The sequence below is a fragment of the Microbaculum mangrovi genome, from assembly GCF_051390635.1.
In the GTDB taxonomy this organism is placed as follows: domain Bacteria; phylum Pseudomonadota; class Alphaproteobacteria; order Rhizobiales; family Tepidamorphaceae; genus Microbaculum.
This window is the reverse complement of sequence record NZ_JBPODT010000002.1, coordinates 450,416-463,191: the sequence shown is the minus strand read 5'-3', so window position 1 is coordinate 463,191 and position 12,776 is coordinate 450,416. Positions and strand designations below refer to the sequence as shown.

Genomic DNA, 12,776 nt, shown 5'->3' with positions numbered 1-12,776 from the left:
AATCCTCGGGCGACCTCACTCCGTCCAGCGAACCTCCGTCAGGTCGTTGGCCTGAACCGGGCTGTTTTCCCACAGGCCCTCGAGCTTCGCGTTCCAGACACCGGGCTTGGCGAGCTCGAACAGGAAGCCGTTGACCGCGTCGTCTGCCAGGATCTTCTGCGCCTCGCGCATCAGATCGTACCGCTTCTCCGTGTCGGTCTCGGCGGCCAGCTTGTCCATGACCTCGTTGAACTTCGGGTTGTGATAGTCGAAGTAGTAGTCGGGCCGCGCATAGATGCCGATGTCCATCGGCTCGGTGTGCGAGACGATGGTGAGGTCGTAGTCCTTGCCCTTGAAGGCCTGCTCGAGCCACTGCGCCCATTCGACCGGAATGATCTCCAGCTTGATGCCGACCTTGCCGAGCTGGTCGGCGATGATTTCGCCGCCACGACGGGCGTAGGACGGAGGCGGCAGCTTCAGCGTCGCCTCGAAGCCGTCCGGGAATCCGGCTTCGGCGAGCAGGGCCTTGGCCTTCTCCGGGTCGTAGGGATAGGTGCCGGTCAGGTCGACATAGGCGGGATGGTGCGGGGCGAAATGGCTGCCGATGGGCGTGCCGAGGCCGAACATGGCCCCATCGATGATCGCCTGCCGGTCGATGGCGTGGGCGATCGCCTGGCGCACCTTGAGATTGTCGAAGGGCGGCTTGCCGTTGTTGGTCGACAGGATGGTCTCGCCTTCGGTCGAACCGCTGACGACGGTGAAACGCGGGTCGGCCTCGAACTGCGGCAGGGCTTCAGGAGCCGGGAAGATGGCGAAGGCGTCGACGTCCTCGGCCAAAATCGCGGCGGTGGCGGCGGCGGGATCGGGGATGATCTTGAAGGTCGCCGTGTCGAGCGCAACCGGATTGCCCCAGTAGTCCGGGTTCTTCTCGATCGTAATGTGGTCTCCCGGCACCCATTCGACGAACTTGAACGGGCCGGTGCCGACGGGCTGCTCCTTGTTGGTATCCGCTGTCTCGGGCGCGACGATCACGGCGTCGCCCCAGCCGAGATTGAACAGGAAGTGGCCGGTCGGGCGCTTCAGGGTGATGACCACCGTCTTCGGATCAGGCGCCTCGACCATCTCGATCGGCTCGAACAGGGCCTTCTGGGCGTTGGTCGAATCCTCGGCCATGGCGCGATCGAGCGTGAACTTGACGTCCTCGGCGGTCATGTCGGAACCGTCGTGGAACTTGACCCCATCGTTGAGCGCGAACGTGTAGGTCAGGCCGTCTTCGGAGATGGTCCAGCTTTTCGCCAGTGCCGGCTTGACCTCGCCGTTGCGATCGATGCGGGTAAGCCCCTCGAAGACGTTGGCGTAGACCACCTCGTCGATAGCCGCGGCCGCGCCGGCGGTCGGATCGAGATGCGGCGGCTCAAGCACGAGGCCCATGGTCAGATCGGTCCTGGCGGCATGCGCCGGCGTCGACACCGCCGCCACGGCGAACGCCAGAGCGGCGAACAAACCGAAACGCTTCATTGTATTCTCCCTCGAACGCGATACCCGTTTCCGCGAGAGTAGCAGAAACCAGCGAAGGCGCGTCAATTCGTTGATGTTGCGGGCGTATCTTTTGCACGTGCGAGCCAGACCGTATGGCCGTTGCAGCCCGGATCTTCGGCGACGTGGGCAATCTCCTCGAAGCCGTGCTCCCGCAGCAGCGCGCGATATTCGTGCGGATCAAGGTTTGCGTGGTAGATCGGCTCGCCCCCGAAACTGCTGTCGGCCAGCGTCCAGCCATGCCCCGGAAACCTCTCCTCGCAGATAGAAATCAGCGTCGGCGACGCGTCGACCCCCCGTCACTTGGCAGCCAGATTCGATGAAATAGCGCGCGATGGGCTCGCCGGCCCCGCATCCTAGGTCGAGGATCCGGCCACCCGGAGGAACGAGAGACAGGAAACGGTCGAGCCAGGGTTTCTCGAACAGCGACCTGCCACGATCCCGGTCGAATGCGAGGGCATGGCGCTCGTACAGACCGACGATCCGCTCGCTGTCCTTCGCCATCGCGGCTATGCACCACCCGTGTCGGCTTCGGTCGCGCCCATCCGAAGTCGCCGGCAGACCTTTCACCGGTTATCCTTGCTATCTTGTGGACGCAAGATTATATGTTTCGCACTTCGACTTGCAGCCTGCCTTGCAGTCCTGCCCCCACGAAGAGGGGTTCCTCCAAGACATCGCTGAGTTCGGACGGAAGGCCGTGTGATCGTCACGCGGCCCGGGCTCGCCTGTGCGTGCTCTTGCTTCAGGAAAATCCTCAATGGCTACTGGTATCGTGAAATTCTACAACGCTGGCCGCGGTTACGGCTTCATCCAGCCCGACGATGGCTCGAAGGACGTGTTCGTCCACGCCACCGCGCTGGAAGCCGCCGGCATCCGCGGTCTGGTCGAGGGACAGAAGGTCTCCTTCGAAGTCACCACCGACCGGCGCAGCGGCAAGACCGCCGCTTCCGACCTGCAGACTGTCTGATCAGACATCGCGGGTTCGCGAACTTCTAGAGACCCGGCGATCGACGATCGCCGGGTTTTTTCTTGCCCGTACGGGCCGATCAGCCCTTGGGGGCCGGTTTCTTTCTTTTCGCAGCGGGGGCCTTGGCCGCGGCCTTCGAGTCCTCCGCTTCCTTGGCCATGCGCAGTTCCTTCAGGCGCGCGGTTTTCTTGCGAGTCGCCTCGATTTCGGATTCGTACTCCCGCATCGCGGAAGACTTGTCCTTGTCCCGCTCGGCTTTCTGTGCCTTGCGGAAGGCCGCCTCGGCCTGGGCGCGTGACTGTTTCGATCGATCGGCCATCACCGAATCCCTATTTCCGGAATCTCCGGGAATCTCTTTTTAGCACGCAATCTATCGCAACCCGTCACGCCACTTGTCCCGTCAGCAGCGACCAGGCCGATGCCGCCATCACCTTGGCGGAGGCGACCAGGTCGTCGATGCCGACATATTCGTCGGGCTGGTGGGCGAGGTCGAGGATTCCGGGTCCGTAGGCAATGCAGTCGTGCAGGTGGCCGAAGCGGGCGACGTGTTTCTGATCGTAGGTACCGGGCGAGATGACATAGTCGGCCGGCTTGCCGAGCACGGCCTCGATCTCGGCGGCGACGGCCCGCACCACGGCGGCATCCTTGTCGGTCATGGTCGGCGGCACCGACCACAATTCCTTGAGATCGTACCGGAAATTCTTCCGGTCGCGCTTCAGCCTCTCGAGCAGATCGACGACCTCTCCCTTCACCTCGTCGTAGCTTTCCTCGATCAGGTAGCGGCGGTCGACGACGACGCGGCAGGAATCGGCGACGACGGCGGAGGGCCAGCCGTCGAAATCCTCGCCGAGGCCGCCGTGGATCGAGTTGATGTTCATGGTCGACTGGCGTGCGCCTTCGGGCGCGACCGGCATGTCGGTGCGCTTGGAGGCGAGATGCGGATAGAGATCGTCCTCGAAGCGCTCCAGAACCGCTGCCATGTGGCGGATGGCGTTGTCGCCGAGGAATGGCATCGATCCGTGGGCGATACGCCCGTGCGTCTCGATCTGGGCCCACCAGACGCCGCGATGGCCGAGGCAGACCCGGTCGACGTTGAGCGGCTCGGGAATGATGACGTGGTCGACGCGGGGCTTGGAGAAATAGCCCTGCCGGGCGAGATAGGCGACGCCGCCATAGCCGCCGGTCTCCTCGTCGACGGTGCCGGATATCTCCAAAGCGCCGGGGAAGTCCGGGTGCATCTCGATCAGGGCCTCGACCGCGATGATCGAGGCGGCGATGCCGCCCTTCATGTCGCAGGCGCCACGACCGAACACCTTGCCGTCCTTCACCACCCCGGCGAAAGGATCGACGGTCCAGCCCTTGCCGACTTCCACAACGTCCGTATGGCCGTTGAAATGGACACACGCACCCGGCGATCCGCCCTCGCGGCGCGCCACCACGTTCACACGGGGATAGCGGTCGGAATCGCCCGGCGTGCCATCGCCGCGCACGTAGGTGATTTCGAAGCCGCGCGCGCGCATGCGCTCACCGATCAGTCGGGCACAATCCTCGTAATCCTCGCCCGGCGGATTTATCGTCGGAATCTGGATGAGGGTGCGGGTCAGCTCGACAAGTTCGTCAGTCTTGGCGTCGATACGGGCGAATAGCGCGTCGCGCATGCGATTCCTCCGGTTCGCGCCAGTGAACCCGGCTATTCCCGCGCCGGCAAGAGGCGACCGTGTCGCGGGTCGCCAATTCGTGAATGCGCTTCGCGAGCCATTGGCCTATTCTGGTCTCCCATGCGATCGCGAGGCCGGATCGGTACGATTGTGGCTGCGGCGGTGTGCCTTTTCACCGCAACGCTTTTTGGCGTGCCCAAGCCGGCATGGGCGCAGGACGAAATCACCGTCGACCTCGAACTCGTCATCGCCGTCGACGTGTCGCTGAGCATGGACCTGGACGAACAGGCCCTGCAGCGAGAAGGCTATGTCAAGGCATTCCTCGATCCGCGTGTCATCGACGCCATCGAACAGGGGATACACGGCAAGATAGCGGTGGCCTATGTCGAATGGGCCGGCGCGATCTCGCAATACGTGACGATCAACTGGCTGCTGATCGACGGGAAGGCGGCCGCGGCCGAAATGTCGGCTCTGCTGGCCGAAGCGCCGATCGCCCGCCTGCGCCGCACGTCGATCAGCGGCGCGCTGATCTTTTCCAGCAAATTGTTCGAAAACAACGGCTTCCGGGGCTTGCGTCACGTCATCGACGTGTCCGGCGACGGGCCGAACAACCAGGGTAGCCGCGCCGATCTCGCTCGCGACGCGGCCATCGCGCAGGGCATCACCATCAACGGGCTGCCCTTCGTGCCCGACCCGACCGGACCGCTTTCGCTGTTCGACCTGACGGAGCTCGATATCTATTACGAGGACTGCGTGATCGGCGGCCCCGGCGCCTTTTTGCTTCCCGTCCGATCGGCGTCGGAGTTCGCCGAGGCGATCCGCAACAAGCTGGTTCTGGAGATTGCCGGCATCGAGCGGCCGAAACTGATCCGGACGTCGGCGGCTTCGCCGCGGATTCCCTGCGATATCGGAGAACGTCAGTGGCAGATGTTCATGGACGGGGACCGGCCCTAGGACTCGCGCCGCCTAGATTGCCCCCAGCCCCAAACGCGTCAGCAGTTCGACCAGCATCGCGCCACTGCGCTGGCGGTGGTGGTGGTGCGCGGCGAAGGCGGCGTCGGGATCGCGGTCGCGGATCGCCTCGACGACCGCGCGATGATCCTCGTTGGATTCCGTCGGCAGCGGCCTGAGCGTCAGCGTCGACATCCGCGCCCGGTGCGCCTGATCGCGCATCGTCGCCACGATATCGCGCAGGCGCTTGTTGCCGGACCCGGCCACCAGCAGATCATGGAAGCGCTCGTCCGCATTGGCCCAGGCTTTCAGGTCCTCGCGTTTCAGCGCCTTGTCCATGTCGGCGACCGATCTGTCCAGCGCGGCCAGCTCGGCCGGCGGCAGGCCATGGGCGGCGGCAAGCGAGGCGGCGGTCGCCTCGAGACTGGTCAGCACGTCGTAGATTTCGCGCATGTCGTCCGGCGAAACCGGCTTGACGCGCATGCCGTGGCGGGGACGGATTTCGACAAGCCCCTCCTCGGCAAGACGGATCAGCGCCTCGCGCACCGGCGTGCGGCTCATGCCGAGCATGTCGGCGACTTCCGTTTCCAGCATCTGGACGCCAGCGGGCAATTCGTTCTCGAGGATCCGGCGCCGGATATCGGCAAAGGCGCGCTCGCGTTGCGACCGATCCTCCGCCGCAGCGTCGTTCGCCGCAGCGTCCGCTTTGCGTCGCACCCGCGTACGCGACGAGGCCTGTGCCATGGTTCGTCCTCAACATCACTCCACTGGGGGCGTTCTATGCCGTTCCGCGGCCATCCCACAAGCAGTTGCTGGTTGCCGATCCGAAACGCGCTCGCCCCACCCGCGACGTATGCATTGTTCGCGCCCCAACCATACCGCCAAACCAATTGACCTTTGCGCCGCCCGGCGTCGGTATAGCAATGTACAGATATCGCCTCGCGCGAACGACGTATGGATCCGGTCCAGTGCCCCACCTGCAGACCTCACCTTCCATGACGCGGAACACGCCGGTCGCGCCGTGACGGTCCTGTCCGGTGTCGACGAGCAATCGCTGAGGCTGCGCGGCATCCTGCTGATGATTGTCGCGGGGGTATGCTTTTCGGCGCTGGACACCTTCGCCAAGCTGCTGGTCGTCGAATTCGCAGCTATTCAGGTGGTTTTCGTTCGCTTCCTGGGCCATCTGGTGCTGACGGTCGGTAGTGCGGGGCCACGCAATCTGCCCTCGATGTGGCGTACCAGGCGCCCGGTGCTGATGGTCGTGCGCGGAATGCTGCTGTTCGGCTCGACGCTCGGCAATTTCATGGCGCTTCGCTACCTGGCGCTGTCGGAGACCGTCTCGATCTTCTTCTCCTCGCCCTTTCTCGTGGCGATCATCGCCGGCCCGGTGCTCGGTGAATGGATCGGCCCGCGCCGCTGGGCGGCGGTTCTGTTCGGCTTCGCCGGCGTTCTCGTCGTGACGCAGCCGGGCACCGCCGGTTTCCAGTGGGCGGCGCTGTACTCGATCGCGGCCAGCGTCTGCTACGCACTCTACGCCATCGTCACCCGCATCCTGACGGCAACCGATTCGAACAGGGTCCAGCAGTTCTATGCCTCGCTCGTTGGCACCCTGGCCTTCTTGCCGGCCATGCCGTTCGTATGGGTCTGGCCGCAGGATCTGCTTTCCATAGCGCTGATGGTTGGCACGGGAGTCTTCGGCTTTGTCGGACACGGTTTCCTGATTACCGCGCACCGCTATGCGCCCGCGCCAATCCTGTCGCCGTTCATCTATGTGCAGATCATCTGGATGACCCTGTTCGGCTTCGCCGTGTTCGGTCATGTGCCGACGACGGCCAACCTGTTGGGCGCGGGCATCGTCATCGCCTCCGGCCTCTATCTGCTGTTCCGCGAACGGGCCGTCGAAGGTCCGCAATAGGCGACAAACAGTTTGCCTTAAGGGAAGAATTTCCTAGAACCGGACAAACAGCTAGGTTCTTGTTCGGACGTGTACGCAAACAAGAAGGCTACATACGATGACGAAACGCCATCTCCTGATGACCGGGCCGATGATGCGGATGGTGATGGAGCAGCTCGACGCCGCCTACGAGGTGCATCGGCTGTGGGAAGCCGACGACGCCGACGCGATGATCGGTGAGATCAGCGACAAGATCGAGGCGATCGCGGTCGGCCCGCACACGCCCGTCGACGACCCCCTGATGAGCCGTTTGCCCAACCTCAAGATCGTCTCCAATTTCGGGGTCGGTTATGACACGGTCGATGCGAAATGGGCCGGCGCACACGGCATCTACGTCACCAACACACCGGATGTGCTGACCGAGGAAGTCGCCGACACGACACTCGGCCTGCTGCTGATGACCGTGCGCCAGCTCTCCGAATCCGAACGTCATTTGCGCGCCGGGCGCTGGGAGACGGAAGGTCCCTTCCCGCTCACCAAGGCCTCGCTGCGCGACCGTCGCATCGGCATCGTCGGTCTCGGCCGCATCGGCAAGGCGATCGCCCGCCGGCTCGACGCCTTCAGGGTGCCTGTCGTCTATCACGGCCGCAGCGAGCAGGCGGACGTCCCCTATGGCTATTACGCCAATCTGGTGGACATGGCGCGCGACGTCGACATCCTGCTGTCGGTCGCCCCCGGTGGCCCCGCCACTACCCATATGATCAACGCCGAGATCCTCGACGCCCTCGGCCCGGACGGTATCCTGATCAATGTCGGTCGCGGCTCCGTGGTCGACGAAAAGGCCCTGGTGGAGGCGCTGAAGACCGGCAAGATCCTGTCGGCGGGGCTCGATGTGTTCGAGAACGAACCGCACGTGCCGGCCGAACTGATGGAGATGGAGCACGTGGTGCTTCTGCCGCATGTGGGCTCGGCGTCGGTCCACACCCGCAACCAGATGGGTCAGTTGTGCGTGGACAATCTCAAATCTTACTTCGAGACCGGAAAACCGCTGACGCCGGTCGTCGAAACACCCCTGCGGGACTGAAGGAAACCCTGATGCGAAAGACGCTCCCCTCCCTCGCGGCCCTCGGGCTCGCAACGCTTTTCTACGCCACGCCCGGCACGGCCGCGGAAATCGATGTCCGACAGATGGACCTGACGGAAGGCCCGTGGGCCCTCGGTACGGGAGGGGAGGCCTGCCAGCTCATACTCGGCGACGCGGAGGTCAAAGGCGGCCGCCATCTCGATGGCGGCGCCGAATGCAGCGGGATCAATCCGGCGCTGGGCCAGGCCACCAAGTGGCGCATCGACGTGCCCCACGAGTTGGTGTTCCTGAACGACGGCGGCAGGGTGCTGGCGAAGATGAACTACGACGAGGCGAAATCGGTCTTCACGGGAATCTCGGCCAACGGCGACCCGTTGGTGCTTTCGCAGTCCGAGTAGCCGGCCACGCGTGTAGCCGGCCGCCTTAGAAGAAGGCCGCGCCCCGGCGACGTCAGGTCTTCCACCAGACCGTCAGCGTGACGTTTGCCGCGGGGTCGAGGACCTCGGCCGGATCGGCGACGAGGCCGGCGTCCCGCAACACGTCGTTCGCCGTCCTGCCGGGCTCCAGACCGGAAAACACCGTGGTCCCCTCGCCCAGGACGACGTCTTCGGCGCGCGCCAGATCGAAGGCGTCATAGCCGACCGCCAGGAAGAAATCGAAGACCGGCTGGCCGCCGGGCACCGCAATCGTGCCGCCGCCGGGCGCGACGTCCTGCAACGCATCGGCGAGGCTCATGCCGGCCGGATTCCACCACCAGCAGCCCTCCCCTTCCTTCAGCCGCTGAACCCGCCGCGTCAGCACCAGGCGCCGGCGGCGTGCATAGTTCGGATTGGCCTCGTGGCCGAGACGGCCGAGAACGGTCACGGTCGCCTCGTTGAGGGCTGCCTGGAAACGGCGCCAGTCGGCTTCGTTGCGCAACGCGGGAGGGGTCAGCCCGTCCGCCCCGGCGATGAAGTCATCGGCGGAGACGATGGCGTGACCGTGGACCCGGTATCCCGCCGGCACCCGGTGCCGGGCGCGATTAGTACCGGGATCCGGCCAGCTCATCATATGTCTTGCGCGACCTTCGGCTCAGGCGCTCTTGAACCGGGTGATCTCCGAGAGGCCCTCGTTGATGTCGAAAACCTTCGCCCGAATATCCTTGATGCCGAAGGAGGCGAGACGTGCGGCGTGCATGTCCTTGTAGGCGAGCGCGCTCGGCTCGTCCTTGAAATAGTAGATGCCACCGGCGATTCCTTCGGCCTCGTTCTCCGTCCACGCCTTCCAGATCAGGCCGGGCTGGGCGGCGATGCTGTCGGCCAAATCCTTGAGCGCCTTTGTGCCGTCCGCGCCCCACGGGCCGGGATAGGGGAAATCGAATTGCAGGATCGTCGCCATTAATATCTCCAGAGATTGCGTACGGTATCGATAGCGTGCGGTATCAATTGCTTGCGGTCCGGGCGGCGAGCGTAATCGCGCCTCCCTCGCCAGATCAATCCGCGACCTTGCCGCCGAGTTCGTCCTCTATGTGATAGCGAATGATCGAGTCGAAGTCGGGATCGGCCTTGAACCCGAGCGAAAGCGCGCGATCCGTCGCGAAATTCTGCGGCCAGCCGGCGACGATCCTGCGGATGAAATCGTCGGGCACGAAACGCACGCGGTCGGCGACCTTGTCGCCTGCCACGCGACGCAGGGCATCGAGCATCTCGCGGATGGATACGCAATGGCCCGGCATCGACAGGTTGCGGCGCGGGCCGACCTTGTCGCCGTCGAGGCCGGCGGCATGGACCAGAAACTGTGTCGCCGCACGCGGGCTGGCAACCCAGTGGCGGACCGTTTCATCCACGGGGCAGACCGCTTCCACGCCGGCGAGCGGCTCGCGCAGGATGCCGGAGAAGAAGCTCGACGCCGCCTTGTTGGGCTTGCCGGGCCGGATGCAGACCGTGGGCAGGCGGATGCCGATGCCGTCGACCAAGCCCTTGCGGGTGTAGTCGGCCAGAAGCAGCTCGGCGCACGCCTTCTGGGTGCCATACGAGGTCAGCGGCTGATGGAAGAAATCGTCCGGGATCGGCTCGGGGAACGGCGCGCCATAGACGGCGATCGAACTGGCGAAGACGATCCGCGGGACGTTTCCGGCGCGCCGCGCCGCCTCCAGCAGGTTGAGGACGCCGGTCAGGTTGACCCGGTAACCCTTGTCGAAGTCGGTCTCCGCCTCGCCCGAGACGACAGCGGCGAGGTGGAAAATCACGTCCGGCGTGTTCCCAAGCAGCGTGTCCGCCTCACCGGGCGTGGACAGATCGGTGACGCGGGTCTCGACGGCGAACGGCGCGTCCGCCGGAGTGGCCGGCTCGACAACGTCCTGCAACGTGACGCGATCGATCCTCCTGCCGTTCAAGGTGCCATCGCGAGCGAGCCTCTCGACGAGCTTGCGTCCGATCATGCCGGCGCCACCGGTAATGAGGATATCCATGACCTTCTCCTAGAGCGCGAAGCCACCGTCGACGAGGTGGATCTGGCCGGTCGTGTAGGACGACTCGTCGGAGGCGAGGTAGACCGCCAGCATGGCAACCTCCTCGGCGGTACCGAGCCGTCCCATCGGCTGGCGATCGATGAAAGCCTGGCGCACGTTCGCCTCGTCCTGGCCCGTTTCCGCGGCCAGCGTGGCGATGCGCTGATCCAGCGAGGGCGACTGGATGGTGCCGGGACAGATCGCGTTGCAGCGGATGCCCTGCTTGATGAAGTCCGCGGCGACCGCCTTGGACAGACCGATCACGGCAGCCTTGCTGGCGCCATAGACGTAGCGGTTCGGAATGCCGCGCACAGAGCCCGCCCCCGAGGCCACGTTGACAATCGAGCCCGAGCCCTTTTCCAGCATGCCCGGCAGGAACGCGCGGATCGTGCGGTGCATCGCCTTGACGTTGAGGTCGAAGGAGAAGTCCCAGTCGTCTTCCGAGCAGTCGAGCACCGAGCCGTGATGCACGAAGCCGGCGGCGTTGAACAGGATGTCGACCGGACCGACCGACTCGGCGGCGGCGGTCACCGCGTCGGTATCGCGCACATCGAGGCGCAGGGTTCGCGCAATCCCACCGTCCGAAAGCGCGGCAAGACCGGCCTCGTCGATATCGGTGGCGACCACCGCCGCGCCCTCGGCAGCGAAGGCCATCGCCGTGGCCCGCCCGATGCCAGCCGCGGCGGCCGTTATGAACGCGGTCTTGCCCTTCAGCCTTCCAGTCATCATTTCCTCCGTCTGCCGCCGGTCTTTCTGCCGGCACCACAGAAGCGTTATTGTGTCCGCGCGCGCGGCGCAACCGCCGAGGCCGATCATCACCTATGTTCGTTCGAGGAGACTCGAAATCGTGATCCCTGACATCGATCCACTCGATCAGAAGCCGGTACCGCCCGGCGCCCGGGGCGAGGGCTTTCTCGCCCCCGCCACCGTCGAGGAAGCCGGCGCGCTCCGGTTCGCGGCGATCGCCGGCCTCGTCCTGGCCGGCTTCGAGGCGCTCGTCGCGCTGCTTATCGGCTCCGTCGCCGTCATGGCGATCGCCATCGATTCCTTTCGCGACGGCCTGAGCGCCGGCGCCGCGCTGGCGCTCGCAGGCCGCGACCGGCGCCTCTACCGCCTCGCCGCCGTCATCGTGGCCGGCCTGACGGCGTTCGCCTTCCTCTGGATCGTCTGGATCGGCTTCACCCGATTTGGCGTCGGCCGGCTGCCCAATCCGTGGCTAATGATCGCCGTGGCGGCCATCTCGCTGGCGGTGAACGTCATCACCGCGCTGAGGCTCAGGGTTATGGACGTCGGCGACGACGACGTGCGCTGGACCTGGCGGCAGACGCGCTGGGATTTCATCGCCGATCTCGGCGTCATCGTCGCCGCGCTCGCCATTTCCGATTTCGCCCAGCGCTGGCCCGACCTCGTCGCCGGCCTGCTGATCGCGACCTTCAACTTGTGGGGCATCTGGAAGCTGGTCCGTGCCATGTGGGAGGCGGAAGCCGAGGATATCCGAGAGAGGACCTAGCCGCCTTTCGCGGTATCCAGCGCCATCGCGGTCAAGGACTGCAGGCTGCGGCGTTGGTTTCCCTTGTCATCGAAGTTCGCCGGTTCGAGCCAGGTCTCGAACGCCTCGCGCAGGCGCGGCCATTCGTCGTCGGTGATCGAGAACCAGGCGGTGTCCCGGTTTTTACCCTTTACCACCAGGTGCTTGCGGAACGTTCCTTCGAAACTGAATCCGAGCCGTTCGGCGGCGCGCTTCGAGGCCGCATTGGCATCGTTGCACTTCCATTCGCAGCGCCGGTAGCCGAGATCGTCGAAGACACGGCTGGCCATGAGATACATGGCCTCCGTCGCGCCCGGAGTGCGCTGGAGCAGCGGCGAATAGCAGATATGGCCGACCTCAATGACGCCATGCTCGGGAACGATGCGCATCAGGCTGGCGACGCCGACGGCCTTGCCCGTCGACAGATCCACGATCGCATGGAAGTACGGATCGTCGCCCGTCATCACGGTGCGGGCGTGCTTGCGATAGGCGTCGATGTCGGCAAAGGGGCCGTAGGGCAGATAGGCCCACAGCGCGCCTTTCGTATCGCGCCGATAGGCCTCGAACAGGTCGACGGAATGCTTGTCGATGTCGAAAGGCTCGACCCGGACGAGCCGGCCCTGCATCGGCTCGCGGGAGGGGCGCGGCCGGGGCGTCCAGCCGGACAGGTCCTCTTCGCTATGCGCCACCA

Annotated in this window: 15 protein-coding genes; 6 read left to right on the top strand and 9 right to left on the bottom strand. The window is 65.1% G+C overall.

The genetic code is table 11. The features are described 5' to 3' along the window. Nucleotides 1-15 precede the first annotated feature (15 nt). Nucleotides 16-1,497 carry an ABC transporter substrate-binding protein gene (locus ACSF9G_RS08600; RefSeq protein WP_436640535.1) on the bottom strand — a complete coding sequence of 494 codons (1,482 nt, stop codon included), beginning with the start codon at nucleotides 1,495-1,497 and terminating at the stop codon, nucleotides 16-18. Nucleotides 1,498-2,272: 775 nt separating this feature from the next. Here ACSF9G_RS08600 and ACSF9G_RS08595 point away from each other — a divergent pair. Then, entirely contained in the window at nucleotides 2,273-2,482 is a 210-nt protein-coding gene (locus ACSF9G_RS08595) for a cold-shock protein (RefSeq protein ID WP_436640533.1), read from the top strand. A 79-nt stretch (nucleotides 2,483-2,561) separates the two neighbouring features. Here ACSF9G_RS08595 and ACSF9G_RS08590 read toward each other — a convergent pair whose 3' ends face one another. Together ACSF9G_RS08590 and ACSF9G_RS08585 are read right to left on the bottom strand one after the other, a co-directional pair. Continuing rightward, a complete protein-coding gene (locus ACSF9G_RS08590) occupies nucleotides 2,562-2,801 on the bottom strand; it encodes a hypothetical protein (protein WP_436640531.1) in 240 nt (79 codons plus the stop codon). Nucleotides 2,802-2,865: 64 nt separating this feature from the next. Next, complete coding sequence (locus tag ACSF9G_RS08585; protein WP_436640529.1) at nucleotides 2,866-4,140, bottom strand: acetylornithine deacetylase/succinyl-diaminopimelate desuccinylase family protein; 1,275 nt, start codon at nucleotides 4,138-4,140, stop codon at nucleotides 2,866-2,868. A gap of 192 nt (nucleotides 4,141-4,332) precedes the next feature. On the opposite strand from ACSF9G_RS08585, the gene ACSF9G_RS08580 reads away from it, so the two are divergent. Then, nucleotides 4,333-5,094 carry a DUF1194 domain-containing protein gene (locus tag ACSF9G_RS08580; protein ID WP_436640527.1) on the top strand — a complete coding sequence of 254 codons (762 nt, stop codon included), beginning with the start codon at nucleotides 4,333-4,335 and terminating at the stop codon, nucleotides 5,092-5,094. Nucleotides 5,095-5,106: 12 nt separating this feature from the next. Here the strand turns inward: ACSF9G_RS08580 and ACSF9G_RS08575 are convergent, their stop codons facing one another. Beyond that, nucleotides 5,107-5,835: a GntR family transcriptional regulator gene (locus ACSF9G_RS08575; RefSeq protein WP_436640525.1), complete on the bottom strand. Its 729-nt coding sequence runs from the start codon at nucleotides 5,833-5,835 to the stop codon at nucleotides 5,107-5,109. 277 nt (nucleotides 5,836-6,112) lie between these two features. On the opposite strand from ACSF9G_RS08575, the gene ACSF9G_RS08570 reads away from it, so the two are divergent. From ACSF9G_RS08570 to ACSF9G_RS08560, 3 genes are all read left to right on the top strand, one after another. Then, nucleotides 6,113-7,006 (top strand): DMT family transporter, encoded by an 894-nt coding sequence (locus tag ACSF9G_RS08570; RefSeq protein ID WP_436640523.1) that lies wholly within the window; start codon nucleotides 6,113-6,115, stop codon nucleotides 7,004-7,006. 97 nt (nucleotides 7,007-7,103) lie between these two features. Then, nucleotides 7,104-8,069: a 2-hydroxyacid dehydrogenase gene (locus tag ACSF9G_RS08565; protein WP_436640521.1), complete on the top strand. Its 966-nt coding sequence runs from the start codon at nucleotides 7,104-7,106 to the stop codon at nucleotides 8,067-8,069. A gap of 11 nt (nucleotides 8,070-8,080) precedes the next feature. Next, nucleotides 8,081-8,467, top strand: coding sequence for an AprI/Inh family metalloprotease inhibitor (locus ACSF9G_RS08560; RefSeq protein WP_436640519.1), 387 nt, complete (start codon nucleotides 8,081-8,083; stop codon nucleotides 8,465-8,467). Nucleotides 8,468-8,519: 52 nt separating this feature from the next. Here the strand turns inward: ACSF9G_RS08560 and ACSF9G_RS08555 are convergent, their stop codons facing one another. The 4 genes from ACSF9G_RS08555 to ACSF9G_RS08540 form a co-directional block, all read right to left on the bottom strand. After that, complete coding sequence (locus tag ACSF9G_RS08555) at nucleotides 8,520-9,116, bottom strand: dihydrofolate reductase family protein (RefSeq protein WP_436640517.1); 597 nt, start codon at nucleotides 9,114-9,116, stop codon at nucleotides 8,520-8,522. A 24-nt stretch (nucleotides 9,117-9,140) separates the two neighbouring features. Then, nucleotides 9,141-9,446: a monooxygenase gene (locus tag ACSF9G_RS08550; RefSeq protein ID WP_436640515.1), complete on the bottom strand. Its 306-nt coding sequence runs from the start codon at nucleotides 9,444-9,446 to the stop codon at nucleotides 9,141-9,143. 94 nt (nucleotides 9,447-9,540) lie between these two features. Next, entirely contained in the window at nucleotides 9,541-10,518 is a 978-nt protein-coding gene (denD, locus tag ACSF9G_RS08545) for a D-erythronate dehydrogenase (protein ID WP_436640513.1), read from the bottom strand. 9 nt (nucleotides 10,519-10,527) lie between these two features. After that, nucleotides 10,528-11,283 (bottom strand): SDR family oxidoreductase, encoded by a 756-nt coding sequence (locus ACSF9G_RS08540; protein WP_436640511.1) that lies wholly within the window; start codon nucleotides 11,281-11,283, stop codon nucleotides 10,528-10,530. A gap of 121 nt (nucleotides 11,284-11,404) precedes the next feature. Here ACSF9G_RS08540 and ACSF9G_RS08535 point away from each other — a divergent pair, with 121 nt between their 5' ends. Beyond that, the gene (locus tag ACSF9G_RS08535; protein WP_436640508.1) at nucleotides 11,405-12,067 is read left to right on the top strand and encodes a cation efflux transmembrane domain-containing protein; all 663 of its coding nucleotides are present in this window, start codon (nucleotides 11,405-11,407) and stop codon (nucleotides 12,065-12,067) included. On the opposite strand, the gene ACSF9G_RS08530 is transcribed toward ACSF9G_RS08535, so the two are convergent. Continuing rightward, nucleotides 12,064-12,774: a GNAT family N-acetyltransferase gene (locus ACSF9G_RS08530; protein ID WP_436640506.1), complete on the bottom strand. Its 711-nt coding sequence runs from the start codon at nucleotides 12,772-12,774 to the stop codon at nucleotides 12,064-12,066. The genes ACSF9G_RS08535 and ACSF9G_RS08530 overlap by 4 nt on opposite strands. Between the last annotated feature and the right edge of the window lie 2 nt (nucleotides 12,775-12,776).

Excerpts from the sequence above, each read along its gene's own strand:
- ACSF9G_RS08585 (WP_436640529.1), bottom strand. The coding sequence starts at position 4,140 with ATGCGCGACGCGCTATTCGCCCGTATCGACGCCAAGACTGACGAACTT.
- ACSF9G_RS08540 (WP_436640511.1), bottom strand. The coding sequence starts at position 11,283 with ATGACTGGAAGGCTGAAGGGCAAGACCGCGTTCATAACGGCCGCCGCG.
- ACSF9G_RS08555 (WP_436640517.1), bottom strand. The coding sequence starts at position 9,116 with ATGAGCTGGCCGGATCCCGGTACTAATCGCGCCCGGCACCGGGTGCCG.
- ACSF9G_RS08575 (WP_436640525.1), bottom strand. The coding sequence starts at position 5,835 with ATGGCACAGGCCTCGTCGCGTACGCGGGTGCGACGCAAAGCGGACGCT.
- ACSF9G_RS08595 (WP_436640533.1), top strand. The coding sequence starts at position 2,273 with ATGGCTACTGGTATCGTGAAATTCTACAACGCTGGCCGCGGTTACGGC.
- ACSF9G_RS08560 (WP_436640519.1), top strand. The coding sequence starts at position 8,081 with ATGCGAAAGACGCTCCCCTCCCTCGCGGCCCTCGGGCTCGCAACGCTT.
- ACSF9G_RS08600 (WP_436640535.1), bottom strand. The coding sequence starts at position 1,497 with ATGAAGCGTTTCGGTTTGTTCGCCGCTCTGGCGTTCGCCGTGGCGGCG.
- ACSF9G_RS08565 (WP_436640521.1), top strand. The coding sequence starts at position 7,104 with ATGACGAAACGCCATCTCCTGATGACCGGGCCGATGATGCGGATGGTG.
- ACSF9G_RS08590 (WP_436640531.1), bottom strand. The coding sequence starts at position 2,801 with ATGGCCGATCGATCGAAACAGTCACGCGCCCAGGCCGAGGCGGCCTTC.
- ACSF9G_RS08550 (WP_436640515.1), bottom strand. The coding sequence starts at position 9,446 with ATGGCGACGATCCTGCAATTCGATTTCCCCTATCCCGGCCCGTGGGGC.
- denD (WP_436640513.1), bottom strand. The coding sequence starts at position 10,518 with ATGGATATCCTCATTACCGGTGGCGCCGGCATGATCGGACGCAAGCTC.